The sequence below is a fragment of the Bacillus sp. EB01 genome, assembly GCF_000613125.1.
Taxonomy (GTDB): Bacteria; Bacillota; Bacilli; order Bacillales; family Cytobacillaceae; genus Bacillus_D.
In genome coordinates, this window is record NZ_HG964497.1 from 3028949 (window position 1) to 3046134 (window position 17186).

A 17186-nucleotide genomic window follows, 5' to 3' on the forward strand; every position below is an offset into this window, starting at 1 on the left:
TTTCTATTACAAAAGAAAAGAGAAATATTTCAAGACTGTAATATTTTAATAGTAATAGACTACTAAATTTTATTATAAAAAATTCCTGCTTATTGAATGTCGGTTTTCTATAAACAGTCTCTCCTCCGCTATCGGGCCCCTCTATTAACGACTGTACACTCTATTTTTTAACCGCAGGGTCGTCAACAACCTTTATTGACGACCGCGTACTCCTTTTTTTTATCTGCAGGGTCGTCAAGAACTCTATTGAAGACTGTGCACTCCATTTTTCACCCTCCTTTACAAACAACACCATTTTTCTTATAAGGTTCGATTCTTTTTGATTAAGCAGTTAGGCCTTATTTAGGAATTACGGCCTATTTTTGCAATTCAAAGGCTTGAGATTGGAAAAATATTCATATAACAGGTATAAATGAAATGGTATTTACTATCGGGATGGTGATATTTTTGCAAAAGAATCTACTGGCAGGTTTCCTGTGTTTGATTTTTATCATGTCAGGCTGTTCGAACGCTGACAATGATAAAAAGAACACAGCTCCGGCCGATGCCAAAGAAAAGAAAACGGAAGCCGCCGTCAATAAAGAAAACGAACCAGAACAAAATACAGAAACTGACGAAGAGCTTTTGTGGCCTGAGGCATTTAAGCCGGAAGCGGGAAAAAGTATCACACTTCCTACTTCGATGAGTGAAGCAGAAAACCATCAGGAAGGCGTCTGGTGGACGAAATTGAAGAATGAGCAGTTAACTGCACAAGAAAAGGATGCAGTCGCGGAAAAGTTGCGATCAATTGCAGCCTCTTCCTTAAGCAATGAAGAAAAAGGCAGCCAAATCAAGCAATTCTTGGCTGGAACATATTTTCCCGACCTGCCCGGACTTTCGACTTTTGAACCTAGAGGAAAAATCAACCTTGAGGAAGTCGAAGCAGAATCGAACATTAAGTTAAATGGCAGGGAAATGAAGGAACAAATCAATGTAGCGATCATCCTAGATGCATCAGGGTCGATGAAACAGGTGAATGGCGGCAAAACCCTAATGGAAATGGCCAAGGACTCGATCAGTGAATTCAGCTCAGGCCTCCCTGAAAACGCCAATGTATCATTGACCGTCTATGGGCATAAGGGAACCGGCGCGGACAGTGATAAGACCCTTTCCTGCACGAGCATTGAGGAAATCTATCCTCTTTCCGCCTATAACGCAGAATCGTTCAACTCAGCATTGAATTCCGTTTCGCCAAGCGGCTGGACCTCAATGGCCAGATCGCTCAAGCTGACTGGCGAAAAACTCGGGAACAATCCCAATGCAACAAATGTAGTCTATCTAGTATCGGACGGTAAAGAAACGTGTGACGGCAACCCAGCCGAAGAAGCGAAAGCCCTGGCGAAATCAAACATAAACCCGATCATCAACGTGATTGGCTTATCCGTAAACGGCGAAGATGCCGCGCAGCTAAAGCAGATTGCCGATAGTGCCGGTGGACGTTACATCGATGCAAAGAACAAACATGAACTCGACAGGGAGTTCCAAACATCAACCGATACACTCAGCCAATGGTCCGACTGGTATAAGCAAAACATCTCCAAAGTGAGCGACCAACTGACGGAGGACAAAAAACGGCTTGGTGACCTCAATGATGAGACAGTAAGAAATATGCAACTGTTCCACCGAACTAGCCTTGAAGCACTGAGCAACCTATATATGGAAGGCAATCTGGACGCTGACATCCAAAGTGACGTACATGACGCCCTCGTAGATTTTTATGGTGCAATGTACAAAGAAAAAGATCAATTATTCAACACGAAATACAAGCAAATTGAAGAGACTTTTAACAAATCACAGAGTGAAATGAGTGACAAGTTAAATAAAAAATAAGAGCCAGGGCCCTTTTGAGAGGTTTGGCTCTTCGTCCAAGAAATAAAAGTCCCCAACACACCAAATAGGGACACAGCAGTTCAGCTATAAGAATTTTATTAGATTAAGTAGCAGTATGGACAAGGCAATTAATCCAAAAAAGTATATATATTAGATTAATTGAGCAAGCTAAAGGGCAAATAATCTAAAATAGGTTGTTTATTAGATTAATAGCTGTGTCGGCGGAGGTATTTAATCTAATAAACTTGGGTTTCCTTGGCCGCTCCCCTTTTTTCAAAATGTCCAATAAATTTATTCGACAAAAAGCAGGTAGTGACACAGGCACTATATTCTTAAGCAGAGGTCTTTCTTCACATTTCGAATATTTCCATCTATAATGGATATATAAATAAAGAGAGAAGTGCTGGTAACACTTCTCCCTGCAACCTCTACCGTCAGAGTGGTGGTTGTCATTAGGTTTTATGCTTTTGAGAACCACCCTTTTGCTTGTGACGGCGCGGGGTGGTTTTCTCGTTTTCAAGTACGTTCTTCCGAATGTAATATGCGGTTAGCTCCCGCACTATTCCCTTCAGAATCTCACGTATGAATTCAAGACATGTTTCCATGGTTATCACCTCCCTTCCAAAACGGAAAGAAGAAAGAGACAACCAACCACCCTCACAATATTCGGCTGCAACTCTATGGTACCATATCCCCTCTCAAAAAAATGAATCAACCTTCGACAAAATTTGAGGAGTGAAAGGCATAATATTCTAAAGGGATCTGAAGGCCAGGCAAATAGGCTATCCAGTATCGGACAGCCTATTTAAATCAAACTCGCTCTAGTACACTCGCTTCAAGCTTCTCTTGTAAGAGAGCTCTCTCCTTTGGCGTAAAGGAATTTAACCCCATAATTAAGTCGGGAATTTCACGAGGGGAACTTTGATTCACAAAGTCATAAACACCATAGTAAAGTTGAATCTCCGAATCTTCTAAATCAACCTGCTGGTTATTGACAAAATCAAGAATGAATTCATCAAGGTTAAAATAATACGAATACCAGAGAAGTTTAACGAAACACTCATTGTTTAATTGACTTTCGAAAAACTCCCACTCCACGAATAATCTTGTCATAATCGTGGACACAGTTTCACTTAGTTCATAGGCCCAGTAAACCTGAATTATTTTTAGCAAAAGTGGTAATTCATTAATCTCAAAGGCAACCTCAATTAAATAATCAGCATTTTCATCCAAAAACGTTCCAAAGGGTCCATTAGCTTTACTTTCATCGAGATCACCCAATAAGGCAAAAAATGCAAAGTATAGCAGGTCAATCTCTTCTAAATCCAATGCGAAATCCAACAAGTAACGAGAATAGATATCTAGCAGGAACTTGATGCTATCCATCGAGGGGTTGTGACCCGCCTGCAATAGGCCGCACAATGATTCCATTACAATCAGTGCATCATTATAGTTATCTGTCGAAAGGAACTTTTCCAGAGTAACGAGCTGAACATTCATTCTTGTTCCTTTATCCAAATCAACAAGGGATTCCAGATAGGCAGAAACTTGATTCGGTTTTCCTTTGGCAAAAACAAAACTGAACAAAGCTTCCATCTGGGTTTCGAAAAATGAATTTGTTAAGCCCATCGCTGTTTCCCTTTTCGGCAATAATTCATCATCATCAGGCTCAACTAGTGCCTGTTCTTCCACCTGTCTAGTCTGCAGTTCCCTTATTTGTGCCTCTAGTTTTGAAATATTCTGCTTCAGCTTTATTACCTCTTCTACGTGGGAAGCCATAACTTTAGCAAACTCAGTTTCTACAACTTTTAGAAAATCTGAAGCGTGGTCAACTTGCTCCTTGCTAGCCAGCTCATGAAGGTCTCGTTCCTCTTTTAGCCTTATCTCTTCAAGTCTCCGCTCCTCTTCCAGACGCTGTTGTTCCTTAAGCTTTCTTTCCTCCTCAAGCCTGCGTTGTTTTAACTCTTCCCTGACAGCTTCCGCTTTTTTGGGATTCAGCACATCAAGGAGAGGAAGCGCAAGGGTTTGGTGATGAAAGACTTTCACCTCATGTAAAGCCCTTGTAACAGCAACATACAGAAGCTTTCTGTTATAATCATCATCCTTGTACCGCTCCATCGAGGCATCCGCCAGAATGACTGCGTCGTATTCTATCCCTTTCGTCAAAAATACCGGAACGATAATCACACCGCCCTCATACTCACTGGATGATTTGGTAATCAATCCGATATCCGGAATCTTCTTCTGAAGTGTGCCATGTAAACTTTTGGCTTCCTCCCATCCTCTTGTAATGACAGCTATGTTACTGTATCCCTTATCACGGTACTGACTAATTGCCATTTCAATGTTTCCAAACAGATCTTTTCTATTCAAGGCCTCTTTTATGATCGGTTCGGTTCCATCCCGTCCAATTGGCTCTGAAAGGGTATAGCGCCCTTGCGCATAAGGCCGGATTACTTTATTGGCAAATTGAACAATCTGGACCGTAGAACGATAGATTTTGGACAGTTCAAGATGGGTATAGTCATCTTTGCCTTCTAGATTCAATGCTGGCAGCACTTCTTCCCAGCTATTAATTCCCCTAAAATCATAAATACTCTGCCCTAGGTCACCTAGCAGCATGATGCGACCAGGGAGAACAAGAGAATTGATGACTGCAAATTGGTAAGGGCTATAATCCTGTGCTTCATCGACCAGGACATAGTGGAATTTCTTATTGGTCAGCTCAGTCCTGTTATGTGAATCATAGGCACCGATCCTCCCTGTCAGCCATTTCTCAACTTCCAGTAACGGAGGAAGATCGTCAACCGTAATTACCTTCCTAGCAAAATTCGCCTGGTTTCCTTGAACAAACTCATCCAGATGCTCCACTTCGGCAAAGAAATCCTGTAACAGCTCGGGGCTGCATGAAAACTCTTGATACAGGTCAAACGCAGTCGGCAGCTGCCATGCGCCTGCATATTCATTAACTTTTGAGGACAGCTTTCTTCTTATTTTAGCTGTTAGCTTCCTGCTTCCTTCTGTCTCCCAATTGACAGAACCGTTAAAACGGCTAGCTTCCGCCTTCAGCATTTCAATGACGCGAGTTCTTGAAGCTTCAGGTGTGCTGATTTCCAGTGATGTCATAAACATTGCGCGTATTTTCTTACTATCGAAAGTGAAATCCCCCAATTCTGTTGGGACAAACAGACCGTTAACAGGAACAAGAGTTTCTTTCCTTGATTCAAGAAACTCATTCAATTTCTTTTGGTAAAATAAAGACCCTTTCACCTTACTAGACAGTTTCTCACTTTCCGGCAACCCTTTTTGAATAGGGGTGTTGGAACTGAGCAGCCTGAATCCATATTCTGCTGCTGGAATTCTCTCCAGTGCAAATTTCTGGAATGTAGTCTGGGTAATGTCGCCGATATTAAGATGAGGCATTGCTTCCTGGATGTATTTGATATACATCATACTAGGTCCAAAAATGACAATCTTCTGTTCTTCAAGAATTTCTTTGTAATTGTATAAAAGATAAGACAATCTATGCAGAGCGATAATAGTCTTACCGCTGCCTGCCGACCCCTGGACTATGATAGGATTCGTAATTGGCTGACGGACAACTGAATCCTGCTCTCCCTGGATTGTTTCCCAAATTTCATTCATTTTCGTCTTAGCATTATCATTCAGCCTGTCCATTAGAATTGGATCGATATAGCCTGTGGCTTCCGCCCACTCTTTATCTGTAATTTTACCAATCTTCCCATTGGCATTATCAATCTGTCTAAGCAGTGTAACTTCAATATTTCCAACACCTTTGATAAATTGCTTGCCTATAAGCTTTTGGGCAAAAATGCTCCCCAAATAGGACTGTGCTTCATAAACTCGCTCACCCATACCTTTGGAACCAAGGTAATACGAAATGGTGTCTCCATTTTCATGTTTAATATCAAGCCTTCCAAAATAAGGCTTCTTAGCTTGCTCCTCGATGATTGGAATGAGCCTTGACTCTCGCTCTGCCAATATTTCATTCGTCCTTCTATCAGCGCCACCAAGTTCCCCGCCCCTGACTCTACTACGAATTCCTTTAATTTCATTATGGAGTAATTCAATGGTATCTTTGTAATATTGCCTTTCAAACAACTGATCTCGGGAGTAAGCGAGATACTCCAGATGAGCATTCATCGTGCTCATCCCGCTTTGATATGCAAAATACTTTTTCTTTTTAGTAGATTTGGAACTCTTTCTTACTTTGTATGTACTGAATAATTTTATAAAATCCACATAGTTGTCCCGTTTTGCCAGCTCAAGTGGGGATACACCAAATGCATTCTTTTGGTACGGATCTGCACCGGCATTAAGAAGCAACAAGGCTATATCTTTTTTGTTATAGACAACTGAGATACTAAGAACATTGCTGCCATTCACTTCAGAATTCGGATCTGCTCCGTCTGTCAGCAGCCTTTTCACATCTAGAAGCTTACCCGCTTTTACGGCACTAAATAACTCACGGGCACTATCATGCTGTTCCGGCTTCAATTTTTACCACTCCATCTCTTCGTAAATCTAAAGCGCTTTCCTCTATTTTACTAGGATATGGAAGTGAATGGGAAGGAATTTTTACGTAAGTCAGATTATTTGGGTAATGCGATACTAGAGTGAGGAGAATAAAAAGTAGTAGTTATTATTGTAACCGAGGACAAACTTGGGCATGGCTTCATTGTGTAATACTTTTAAAAAATAGGGTGGTGCCTTGCACCAAATAAAAAACTGCCGCGGACCTGTTCCGCAGCAGCTTTTCCAACTTATTTATCCTTTAGCTCCTTAAGCTCGTTCATCAACTGGTCAGTACGCTTCGCATTGCCTTCCGCGAAGTTTTCGAGCCGATTCTTAAGCTCGGCATCATCATGGATATTGTCGGCTGTGATTAAATATGTCCGCATCAAGTCCTCTTCCACTTCAAGCGAATGTGACAGGACTTCCTCAAGCTTTTTCTTATCATCATTCAATGCTACCGCCTCCTTTTACCAGTATCGTTCTCTTTTCATATTCCCCTTATCCGTCCGGCAGAAACAGCAAAAGGCGCCCGGACGATGGACATCCTCTGCTATGCACTATAAAAAAAGACCAGTGCAATTGCACTGGCTCACTTTAAACCTGCTTAAAGAACGTGTATGGATCCACTGTAACAAAGCTGCCATCCGGGATAAGCGGATTTTTTCTTAGATGGAATGCTAACTCCTCAAGTAGTGGGGCTAAAACTGATCGTTCTATTTCGTCAATCGAGAATTCTATCCCATATTGGTGAATGTTGGACTTCATTTCCCTCATCCATACAACAGACCCAACCATTTTAATTGTGCTGCCCAATATCTCAGTTTCAAATTCCAAGATGATATCGCGATGAACGGGCAATCTTATATTTGACAGGAACCGTAAACCTCCCAGTCCAATATTTTGGATCAACACATTTGTCTTTCCAAGTTCCACGTTTCTGCCATGAATTCGTATTAAGGCCATCGATGCACTTAAAGGAAAGTCAAGATTAACTCTAGGGTACTTTCGTTTCTTCTCAATAACAGGTTTTTCCTTATCACTATAGTGAAGTTCTATTTTTCCCTTCTTTAATAGAGCGGCAAACTCATCCGCAGCGACTGGTTTGGAAAATAAATACCCCTGGATTATATTGCAGTTGTATTCTTTCAATATTTCCAGTTGTTCCACTGTTTCTACACCTTCAGCGACCACATCCATTTCGAGATGGTGCGCCAATTCGATGATGGTTTTGGTGAAAAAATTCGAGCTGTCTATGTCTGTCCGGCTTAAATCGTTAATAAAGGAGCGATCAATCTTTAACGTATCAATTTTTCCTTTAAACTTTTTAAGGGAAGAAAGCGACGAATAACCTGTACCAAAGTCATCCATGAGAACTTTAATCCCCAACTTCCTTAATTCATCCAGCATTGAGAAAACGACTTTCTCATTTTCCAGGAGAGAGGTTTCGACTATTTCAACTTGAAGATAGCGTGGATTCAGTTGGGTTTTTGCTAATGTTTCTTTAATATTTTCAAGTAATTCCTTTTGTAAAAAGCGATGGGCCGAGAGATTGATTGATACAGGAACCGCTGGCAAACCAGCATCCTGCCATGCTTTATTTTGGGTGCATGCCGTTTCTTTAACCCACTTTCCTATCTCCAGAATAAGCCCGGTTTCTTCTGCGATTGGAATAAATTCACCAGGAGAGACGATCCCCCATTCTGGGTGATTCCAGCGAATTAGCGCTTCGGCACCAATAATTTCATGAGTGGCCGCAGATATTTTCGGCTGATAATATAACTCCAACTGATTCATTTCCAATGCTTTTCGAAGGTCGGATTCCAGCGTAAATAGTTTATAAGCTTCTGTATTCAAGGCAGAGTTGAAGATTTGATAGGTATTCCTGCCTTTATCTTTTGCTTTATACAGAGCAGAGTTGGCATGCTTCATGAGGGCTTCAGTGTCCTCTCCATCTTGTGGGAAAGTGCTGATCCCAATACTTGCTGTAATAAAAAGTTCATATTGTTCAATATCGAAAGGCTGCTCCAAGGATTCTATCATTGTTTTTGCATATTCTATAACGCGATCGATATCGCCTGTATTTGGCAATAAAACAACAAATTCGTCTCCACCCATCCGGGCAAGGACGCCATCATCCCCAATACACAGGCTTAATCTTTCGGAAACTTTTTTGAGTAATTCGTTTCCTATCGTATGGCCCGGTGTATCGTTAATATACTTGAATCGATCCAAATCCAGCACCATGACGGTCAATGGCTGCCGGGATGTTTGTCTGTTGATTAATTCTTGTTCCAATTTTTTATAAAATAACCTGATGTTCGGGAGACCGGTCAAAAAATCATGATAAGCCAAATGTTCACTCAATGCTGCTGCCTTTTTGCGTTCTGTTATGTCCTGAAGTGAAGCTACTATAAATGGCTTTTCTTGAAGATAAATCTTTTTGGAATGGGACTCGATATCCAGAATCGCACCATCGTTCCTGATGATCCTGAAAGTATGAGTCCTGCCGCTTTCACCATTGATTAACTCTTTACCGAGAGAGATTAAATCAGACAGATCGTCTGGATGAACATAATCATGAAAAATTACCTTGGTTCTTCCTTCTGCTATACCTAAAATTTCGTAAAATCTCTTATTTCCATATGAGACATTTCCGTCTTCTGAAACAATATAAATTCCAGCAAGGGCTTCCTCTACAATACTGCTAAATTTCAATTCAGATTCTGCAAGCACCCTTGCAGATTCCTGTATATCGGTAATATCCTTTGCTATTCCAAAAATACCAATCACTTTTTCTTCAGATTTTACAGGAATGATAGTTAAAAGAATCAAAACAGACTGCCCATTTTTATGTACTAACGTCGTGTAAGCAGTTTGTTTTTCTCCAGTAAGAGACTTTCTAATAAGCTCTTTATAATTTGACATTTCATTTAATGAAACAAATTGCTTAAACGGCTTTAATACCATTTCCTTTTGAGTATATCCGAGCGTTTCAGAAAATAAGTCATTCATTTTCGCAATGACTCCTAGATTATCTAAAAAGAAGATCATATCAGGGTTATCTTCAAATAATGATCGATAAAACCTATCGTCTGTTATAGTAGTTTTAGAGTGGACATTCGCAGAATTTTCCATTGAAGTATTTCCCATGATCCTCCTCCTCGAATATCAATTTATAATTGATTTTCAATAGTTTTTCTTTGAGGTGATTATACCACAATTTACCTAAGGTGAAGGGGTTCTATCTACAATTCTCCGATTATACCAATACCATCTAGTGTGTGTTTTATGGTGTCCCGGAAATAAAGTAAAAGGCGCCCAATTCATGGACGCCCTCTTGTATTGTGCGATATAAAAAGACCAGTGCTATCTTTTCCCTTGCACAGGCCTTATCCTTTATTTCCTCGAATCCCAGCAATTGCAGGATCATCTATCTGTATTTTTGACGGTATACCCTGGGCATCCAGCAGTTCGATAACCGTCTCGAGCTCCTTCTTCTCAGTAATCACCACATAATCTCCCGGGCTAAGCCGGCCATTAAAGTGGAAACTGACCTTAAATCCATTATTGGCCCGTGAGTCGAGCCCATATAAAGCATGCCAGCGGACGATCCTTTCAACAGAGTATTCCTTTATATCCGAAAAAGCTATGAATTTGCTGTCCAGAATGATTCCATTGGGCACAACGAAAAAATTACCGGGGTGCTTGATTGTGTTTAGAATAAAATAGAACAAATACGCAGAACTGAAGAGAGATGAAGATAACCAATCGATATAAATGACAAGTACCATCAATACTCCCAAAATAATCAGGGCGACAATTGTTCCCCATTTAACAAGTTGATAGGATCTTGTCTGTTTCGAAAGCCTCGACGCCGTTTTCCATTCTGGAACGATGAGGACACTCGAAAACCCCTCCTCTGTCACAGGGAACATAGCATTTCCAGCCAGGTCAATTGCCTTCTTAAGGTTGAAAAATTTCCGAATCAAATAATAAATACCGACTATAAAAATGATTACAAAAAATATAGTGGACAACAAGACACCTCCATTTGTCCTCTTAGAGCTCTTGAATTTCATCTTAACTAAACGGCTAAAATTGCAGTAAATTAACCCTGATTCAATTATAGCATGGGGAAAGGATAAATTCTCCAGCTTCGGGATTAATTAGATTGTTGCCCACTAGACATTCACCCATCTCATCTTATCACCATAAAATAGGTAAAAACCAATAGGAGGGTATTTTCATGGGGAATGGACAACAGCCTGAACCGCAAGGCCAAAATCCCAGATTGAAATGGCATTTTTTCGAACTGGTTGGAATCGTTTTAGTGGTATCGTCTTTATTGATCCTGTTATTTAAGCCTAATTCACTCTCAAGTCTTTTTGACACTATAATTAAAGAGGTAAAACCCATCGTTGTGGATGTTTTCCTTACAAGTGAAATTGGCGTTGCAATTGTTATTAGTGTGATTGTTGGCCGAATCTTGGAACGGCTGGGATTCACGGATGGCTTAATCCGAATTTTTGTGCCAATTATGAAGTGGTTTAGAATCAATCCATCCGTCATTATTCCAAGTGTGTACAACATCCTCGGTGATATCAACGCTGCCGGAAAAATTGCCGGTCCAATCCTCGTAAAAGCTGGTGCCACCAAGGCCGAGCAAAAGATCGCTGTTGCAACAATGATTCAATCACCTCAGTCTTTTGCGACATTCGTTTTGGGGCTTATCGCTTTATCTGCCTTCGGAATAAATGCTTTTCCACTGGTAATCATCTCAATTATTTTGCCAATTATTATTGTCCCATTTCTTCTATCCAAGACTATTTACCGCGATATAAGAAAAGTTGAATTGACTGAACTGCCAAGGTTTACACCGCAAACCAAGTTTCTACAGACGATTTTTGGATCGGCAAAAGAAGGTGTGGAGCTTCTTTTTCTTATTATCATTCCAGCAGTTGCGGCAGTTTTCTTCTTAATTGGTGCACTTAAATACCTCGGTGTTTGGAGTTTCATTGAGTCTAGTCTTTCTTCCATCTTAACTGTTATGAGCATTGAGCCTTCCACTGGAATTGTTTCTATCCTTGCAGCACCTACCCTCGCTGTTGCCCAATTGGCTGAACTAAGTGCCACTGTAGACCCACGCCTAATTGTCGGTTCCTTTGTACTGGCCAATTCAGGCTTGCCTCTATCCGTCATTTTTGGCCAGATACCTGTCACATGGGCAGAATCCTCTGGCTTGAATGAACGGGAAGCATTACTGGCCGCCATCATTGGGATGGTTCTTCGATTTGTGACTGCACTGGCACTCGGAATCTTTCTGACTCCATTCCTGGTGTGATGCGTTATGGATCAACCCTATTTAGTGCGCGGAAAAAAGATTGTGACTGTCAGCCATGCGGGAACCATCCACGATGGAGCGATGGCCATCATGGACGGAAAAATTCTAGAGGTCGGCAACTGGAATGAAATCAGAAAACGTTACCCTACATTGCCGGTTCGGGATTATTCTGATTTTGTGATAACCCCTTCTCTTGTGGATTGCCATACGCATTTATTGGAATTTGCCCCAAGCTCACTGTATCCAGTAACTCAGGTAACTCATTTCATGGCGGGAAAAGCAATCCTGTTAAAAGCATTATCATCGGGCATAACAGCATTAGGGGAACAGGTTTGTGGACATCCGCTATGTAACTTTTCTATAACTGATTACAAAAATGCCATCAAAGGTCTACCCCTTGATGTTACATTTGCGGCAACTAGCATCTCAATTGGGTTTGAACAAATGGCTCATTTCACATTCGTCACACAGTCCCGGCCGGTTGATCAACGGACTTTATCGGATCCCGACCTAGTAAAAAGGATTGCAGCAGAAAGTGAGTATCCAGGTGAGAATATCTTCATTAATGCAACTCCCGCCAATTTCACTGCCGATCAAGTCCCGAGGGCAGGAGAAATCATTTATACTGTTGAAGAATTAAAATCAATTACAGATATCTACCAGCAGGCTGGGAAAAGGATTGGAGCGCACGTAGCCGGAGAAGAAGGAATCAGTATGGCTTTGGATGTGGGCATAGATGTTCTTCACCATGCACATGGCATCACATATGAACTAATTGAAAAAGCCGCAACTCAGAACGTTTCCGTTGTTGCCACACCTATGGGCGGCACTCATTTGGAACCTAACTCTCCGGAAAACATTTTGTCACTTGTTAAAAACAATATTCCAGTTTCCATTTCAACAGACGCATATCTGCCCCCTTATCCAGGAACCACATGGCTCCCTTTTCATGATAGTAAAATGCAGGGCCCTGACACCTTAATGCTGATCGCTCATCCAGCTATGAGATTACTTGAAGAAAATAATTATACGGAAAATGAAATTCTAGCACTATTAACAGTCAATCCAGCGAAAATACTAGGGAAAGAAAGCAAATACGGAAGTCTGGAAACAGGAAAAGACGCCAACTTCCTCGTAGCAGAAGGCATTCCCGGACTCCAGATAACAGATGTGGAAAAGATTAAAAGGGTGTTTTTTAAAGGTGTAATGGTCATTGAAAGAAAATAGAGGTACAAACGGATTGTAAAATTAAAAGAGCCTGCTGGCACAATGTAAAGGGTTCCGTTTTGAGGTGCTTTTCTAAAAATAAGCACCAAAGTGACAGTCCTTTTGACATCTCAATTGGCATATAAAAAAGCAAAACTCACCCCCAAAAAACTGTACTCTGCTGCAAAACAAAAAAGGTATAATTCTCTAAATATCAGAGAAGATTATACCTTTTTGCTGTTTTATGTTTTTTATCAACTTCTCTATGGTTACTTTACTTATTAACGGGTAATCGCAAACATTTATTCCAATGTACTAACCAAAGGATTTTTCTGTTTTATTTCTTGTATGGATAGATATAAACTATAGTTCCCATGATCGAGAAGGCTATTAAGGAAAAGATTCAATTGATCTTGATATTTCACTTTAATTTTTAAATGGTAACAGCCTTCCCCTGATACTCGATGAGCTTCAACTACCTCTTTTCGATCCTTAATAAAACGGATAAAAGTATCATGATCAGGTGTTTTCATATAGATAATGACAAACGCTGTAAAAATGAGTCCTAATTTCATTTCATCTACTAGTAGAGAGTACGCCTTAATGACACCACTCTCCTCAAGTTTCTTAATCCGATTCCCTACTGCCTGTCCCGTCATATGAATTTGTTTTCCTAAGTCCTTCCATTGAATACGAGAATTTTCCGATAATAACTTGAGGATCTGAAAATCAATTTGATCAATATGCATAATAAACTCCTTTCACCGTGAAATCATTTGATATAAAAGTCTTTCATCAATGTATCGATATAAACCAAGAAATTATTTATCATTGTACTATACTAAATATTTTAATGAGGTGAAAGAAAATGAGCACAGCTTTAATTATCGTTGATATACAAAATGACTATTTTCCAAATGGAAAGATGGAGTTAAGCAACCCCGAAAAAGCAGCCACAAACGCTGCTAAAGTTCTTGATTGGTTTAGACATAATAACAAAGGTAATATTTTCCATGTTCAGCATATCGCAAGTAGTCCAGAGTTAGGCTTCTTTTTTCCAAATACAGAGGGGGCTGAAATACATGAAGTTGTTCTGCCATTAGAGCACGAGAACATTATTGTAAAAAATTTCGCTAACAGCTTTCTGAAAACAGATTTAGAAAGTAAATTAAGAGAAAAAGGTGTAACCAAGGTGGTTGTTGTTGGTATGATGACTCATATGTGTATTGATGCAACCGTTAGAGCGGCAGTGGATCTAGGCTTTGAAACGACACTAATTGAAGATGCGTGTGCGACAAGAGAGTTATCTTATCAAGATAAGAAAGTCCCAGCTGACCAGGTTCATTATGCGTTTATCAGCGCACTTAACGGTATGTATGCCAATGTCATTTCGACCGAGGATTTCCTTCAACAAAACAACTAATTAAATAAAAAAGAGAGATTGTTTTAAAAACAATCTCCTTTTTTGCTGTTGTGTATAAAGTCAATTTCAAGTGGGGGGTTATTTATACCCAACTTTCTTATAAATGAAGTGAGTCTTTCTTATTATGTTTGAGAATTCTCAACTTTACCTAATCTGCCATATAGAGAAATGGCGCTATACTTTTTAAGATAAGCACCTAATTGTTCACAAACTTATTAATTAAATAGTTACATCTATTTTTTTTCAATCGCCATACGCAAGTTCGAGATAACTCCAATAAGCAATACTAACGAACAAACCATTTTTTCAAAAGGTGTTCCAAACAATTGTTGTATAAATCCAAAAGACCAAAGTACAACAAAAAACCAACATATAACGGTTATTCCTCTTTTGTATTTATATAGTTTAATTCTACCAACAATCAACGTAAAAACTACTCCAATAATAGAAATAACGATATTTATAACAGATATTGGTAGCTGTTCAGCGAATGATTCAGACCTTCCACCATTAACCCATGTGAATGGAATACTTTTGCTTATAATAAGAAAGTGGATTAAGATAGTCAAAGAGTAAAAAATAATTCCCATAAATACAGCAGTTTTCATATTAATTTTCCTGAGTTTTTCTAAAATAAAATCACCTCATTTTTCTTCCTGTTTCAATTTTATTAATCCAGTAATATACTATTCCTATATCTCTTACCATCTGACAGGTAACTGAAAGTAAGATTTCGAAGAGTTATCAAAAATCACCATTATTCTTAAACAGAGCCAAAAACATCGGCTAGGTATTCTTGTTGAACTAAACTGCTCCGTTACTTGAAAAAGAAAAAGGCTTCACTCCAAATTGAAGTAAAGCACCTCGTTACTTATAAGAAGGTAAATTATTTTATATCCCCAAATTGACCAGATGCGTAAAATGATCCGACCATCTGCCGTCAGGTTTCTGCAAGAGAACGACTCACAAATCAAAATTACACTTCTTCCACTGTGTCCTTGCTCGAATTGTTCCTTCTTTACTTATTAGCGTAGTACTTGTTATACACTCTCATCTCACAATCATCGTTATCTATGCATAACCAAAGTTTTATCTTTTTTTCGTTTCCGTCACCTTCGTCAGTAGTTACCGTCTTATACTCAATCTCTTCCTCGTTTGTGTTCCCGCACTCATAACATTCTCTAGCCATTTCATTCATCCTCCTATTCTTTTACTTTAATAGTCTTTCTTTAAGAATAATGAAATTGTTCCTTTAAACATATTACAATTGCAATGCTTAATAAAGCAATCATATTTAGAGATAGAAGTACAACTGTTGAAAACAATGTCTTTAGCAAAATACACATAATTTAGAACCCCTAAAATACCAAAATCAAAGGCAAGAAATTTATGAAAAACTTCATTTTATCCCCCAATATCTCTTTTTATAATAACATAATTATCCAAATTCCATTTAATCCTTCTTAAACTAACCTGCCCCGTTAGTGCAATAAGAAACAAAAATCCAACAAAAATAGCGTTAATCCTTCCTTGATTAACGCATCTATTTATTATAAATTTCCAATGTGTTTAGCGAAATATAAGAAGCCAATTTTCTTAACAAGATAATTACTTAATTCTCCTTGAGTTGCTCTTTCGATTGGGGGGTTTGTTAACGTATATGCTTTCGCATTCAACTTAGCATATTCCTCTTTATTAGTTTCATTATGAAATTGGTCGTCAGTAATTTCTGTTGAAATAGCTTTTATTGGATAACCCATAAAGAAAACCTTAGTCCTTAAAGCCGTATTTGGATTTGAATGCAAAAGAAGGAATGCGGCAATTAAAATTGTAAAAAACAACATTATCCCTTTTTTCTTCATATATTTTTCCCTCCCTGAAAAAAATTCTTCCCTTGTTTGAGTATACATCACTTAATTAAATGTGGAAATAAATTCCTTGTTAGACTAACCTGCCCCGTTTGTACAATAAAGAATTCAACAAAAAAGGCCGTTAATCCTGCTGGATCAACGCACCCGTTAGTTGAATAAGAACTTTTAATTCATTATTTGGTTTAGAACATCTCCTTCACCATTCTCGTCCACATAAGATTCCAAAACTATTTTGTTTTGACCGTTCAAGAAGTAATAGTATGTATTGGAATGTCCCTTAATCGTAACAGAAACCATCCAATTTTTATCACCTGATAAATTTGCTATAAAGGGATGTGTTGTAATGGTTTCCTCTGGAAGTTTTTTGTTAACCGTTAAATATTCAAAAACTGCCTTTTCGGTAGAAATAAACTTATATTGAACATAGCCAATAACGATAACTATCACACCTACTAAACCCAATAGAATTGTTAGGAATTGTCTCAATTTATCACCCCTAAATGAATTTATAGTGTAATTTTACACCTTATATACCTTTTTGTCACCGTAATTTTCCAATAAAATTGCAAAAAAGCAGCTCAGTTTATAGTTTTTGAGCTGCTCTATATATAATTTGTCTCTAACATTATATTCAACTAAACTGCCACGTTGACTTAATAGTATATTTATCACTCACTCGGTTCCTCTAACAATGGCTCATACATCATAATAGCGTGGTTTTCAGTAATGAATTCATTATCAATTAAATCATTATTTTTATTAAATATTTTCCGATGTATTTCAACCGCCCCAATACTCAAAAGTAATACGGTGATTTTTTTCATAAACTTCGTAAGTATTAAGTGGTGAGCTGTCTGTTCGCCATTCTCCAACTAGGTGTGTCTCCGTTAAGTAAAGAACTAGCTGGTATAAGGTGGTTCCAGACACCGGAATTTATACT

Annotated in this window: 14 protein-coding genes and 1 pseudogene; 4 read left to right on the plus strand and 11 right to left on the minus strand. The window is 39.0% G+C overall.

The annotated features are described in order from the left end of the window. The first annotated feature begins 447 nt into the window (after positions 1 to 447). Positions 448 to 1869, plus strand: a complete 1422-nt coding sequence (locus tag TY16_RS25260; protein WP_197028396.1) for a vWA domain-containing protein — start codon at positions 448 to 450, stop codon at positions 1867 to 1869. Between the two features lie 452 nt (positions 1870 to 2321). On the opposite strand, the gene TY16_RS26610 is transcribed toward TY16_RS25260, so the two are convergent. The 5 genes from TY16_RS26610 to TY16_RS13870 all read right to left on the minus strand — a co-directional run bounded on the left by TY16_RS26610 (position 2322) and on the right by TY16_RS13870 (position 10442). Next, a complete protein-coding gene (locus tag TY16_RS26610) occupies positions 2322 to 2474 on the minus strand; it encodes a hypothetical protein (RefSeq protein WP_197028397.1) in 153 nt (50 codons plus the stop codon). A gap of 205 nt (positions 2475 to 2679) precedes the next feature. After that, a complete protein-coding gene (locus tag TY16_RS13855; RefSeq protein WP_043932475.1) occupies positions 2680 to 6387 on the minus strand; it encodes a UvrD-helicase domain-containing protein in 3708 nt (1235 codons plus the stop codon). A 266-nt stretch (positions 6388 to 6653) separates the two neighbouring features. Next, positions 6654 to 6857 carry a hypothetical protein gene (locus tag TY16_RS13860; protein ID WP_052342731.1) on the minus strand — a complete coding sequence of 68 codons (204 nt, stop codon included), beginning with the start codon at positions 6855 to 6857 and terminating at the stop codon, positions 6654 to 6656. 142 nt (positions 6858 to 6999) lie between these two features. Next, positions 7000 to 9555 carry an EAL domain-containing protein gene (locus TY16_RS13865; protein ID WP_052342732.1) on the minus strand — a complete coding sequence of 852 codons (2556 nt, stop codon included), beginning with the start codon at positions 9553 to 9555 and terminating at the stop codon, positions 7000 to 7002. Between the two features lie 239 nt (positions 9556 to 9794). After that, entirely contained in the window at positions 9795 to 10442 is a 648-nt protein-coding gene (locus tag TY16_RS13870; protein ID WP_052342733.1) for a hypothetical protein, read from the minus strand. Between the two features lie 209 nt (positions 10443 to 10651). Here TY16_RS13870 and TY16_RS13875 point away from each other — a divergent pair, with 209 nt between their 5' ends. Together TY16_RS13875 and TY16_RS13880 are read left to right on the plus strand one after the other, a co-directional pair. Continuing rightward, positions 10652 to 11746, plus strand: a complete 1095-nt coding sequence (locus tag TY16_RS13875) for a hypothetical protein (RefSeq protein WP_043932477.1) — start codon at positions 10652 to 10654, stop codon at positions 11744 to 11746. A gap of 6 nt (positions 11747 to 11752) precedes the next feature. Beyond that, positions 11753 to 12973 carry an amidohydrolase family protein gene (locus tag TY16_RS13880; protein ID WP_043932478.1) on the plus strand — a complete coding sequence of 407 codons (1221 nt, stop codon included), beginning with the start codon at positions 11753 to 11755 and terminating at the stop codon, positions 12971 to 12973. 281 nt (positions 12974 to 13254) lie between these two features. On the opposite strand, the gene TY16_RS13885 is transcribed toward TY16_RS13880, so the two are convergent. Further along, complete coding sequence (locus TY16_RS13885) at positions 13255 to 13701, minus strand: Lrp/AsnC family transcriptional regulator (protein ID WP_043932479.1); 447 nt, start codon at positions 13699 to 13701, stop codon at positions 13255 to 13257. A gap of 119 nt (positions 13702 to 13820) precedes the next feature. Between TY16_RS13885 and TY16_RS13890 the strand changes: the two genes are divergently transcribed. Continuing rightward, complete coding sequence (locus tag TY16_RS13890) at positions 13821 to 14375, plus strand: cysteine hydrolase family protein (RefSeq protein WP_043932480.1); 555 nt, start codon at positions 13821 to 13823, stop codon at positions 14373 to 14375. A gap of 233 nt (positions 14376 to 14608) precedes the next feature. Here TY16_RS13890 and TY16_RS13895 read toward each other — a convergent pair whose 3' ends face one another. The 5 genes and pseudogenes from TY16_RS13895 to TY16_RS13915 all read right to left on the minus strand — a co-directional run. Next, positions 14609 to 14983, minus strand: coding sequence for a hypothetical protein (locus TY16_RS13895; protein WP_043932481.1), 375 nt, complete (start codon positions 14981 to 14983; stop codon positions 14609 to 14611). Between the two features lie 410 nt (positions 14984 to 15393). After that, complete coding sequence (locus tag TY16_RS26280; RefSeq protein ID WP_197028398.1) at positions 15394 to 15564, minus strand: hypothetical protein; 171 nt, start codon at positions 15562 to 15564, stop codon at positions 15394 to 15396. A 361-nt stretch (positions 15565 to 15925) separates the two neighbouring features. Next, complete coding sequence (locus TY16_RS13905; protein ID WP_043932483.1) at positions 15926 to 16237, minus strand: hypothetical protein; 312 nt, start codon at positions 16235 to 16237, stop codon at positions 15926 to 15928. A gap of 174 nt (positions 16238 to 16411) precedes the next feature. Continuing rightward, complete coding sequence (locus tag TY16_RS13910) at positions 16412 to 16732, minus strand: hypothetical protein (RefSeq protein ID WP_043932484.1); 321 nt, start codon at positions 16730 to 16732, stop codon at positions 16412 to 16414. Between the two features lie 182 nt (positions 16733 to 16914). After that, positions 16915 to 17158 (minus strand): annotated as a pseudogene (locus TY16_RS13915) (VanW family protein); the annotation flags it as partial. Positions 17159 to 17186: the final 28 nt, after the last annotated feature.

What these genes read in the sequence shown, in the direction of transcription:
- TY16_RS26610 (WP_197028397.1), bottom strand. Translation starts at nt 2,474, where the DNA reads ATGGAAACATGTCTTGAATTCATACGTGAGATTCTGAAGGGAATAGTG.
- TY16_RS13865 (WP_052342732.1), bottom strand. Translation starts at nt 9,555, where the DNA reads ATGGGAAATACTTCAATGGAAAATTCTGCGAATGTCCACTCTAAAACT.
- TY16_RS13875 (WP_043932477.1), top strand. Translation starts at nt 10,652, where the DNA reads ATGGGGAATGGACAACAGCCTGAACCGCAAGGCCAAAATCCCAGATTG.
- TY16_RS13880 (WP_043932478.1), top strand. Translation starts at nt 11,753, where the DNA reads ATGGATCAACCCTATTTAGTGCGCGGAAAAAAGATTGTGACTGTCAGC.
- TY16_RS13885 (WP_043932479.1), bottom strand. Translation starts at nt 13,701, where the DNA reads ATGCATATTGATCAAATTGATTTTCAGATCCTCAAGTTATTATCGGAA.
- TY16_RS13890 (WP_043932480.1), top strand. Translation starts at nt 13,821, where the DNA reads ATGAGCACAGCTTTAATTATCGTTGATATACAAAATGACTATTTTCCA.
- TY16_RS13895 (WP_043932481.1), bottom strand. Translation starts at nt 14,983, where the DNA reads ATGAAAACTGCTGTATTTATGGGAATTATTTTTTACTCTTTGACTATC.
- TY16_RS26280 (WP_197028398.1), bottom strand. Translation starts at nt 15,564, where the DNA reads ATGGCTAGAGAATGTTATGAGTGCGGGAACACAAACGAGGAAGAGATT.
- TY16_RS13905 (WP_043932483.1), bottom strand. Translation starts at nt 16,237, where the DNA reads ATGAAGAAAAAAGGGATAATGTTGTTTTTTACAATTTTAATTGCCGCA.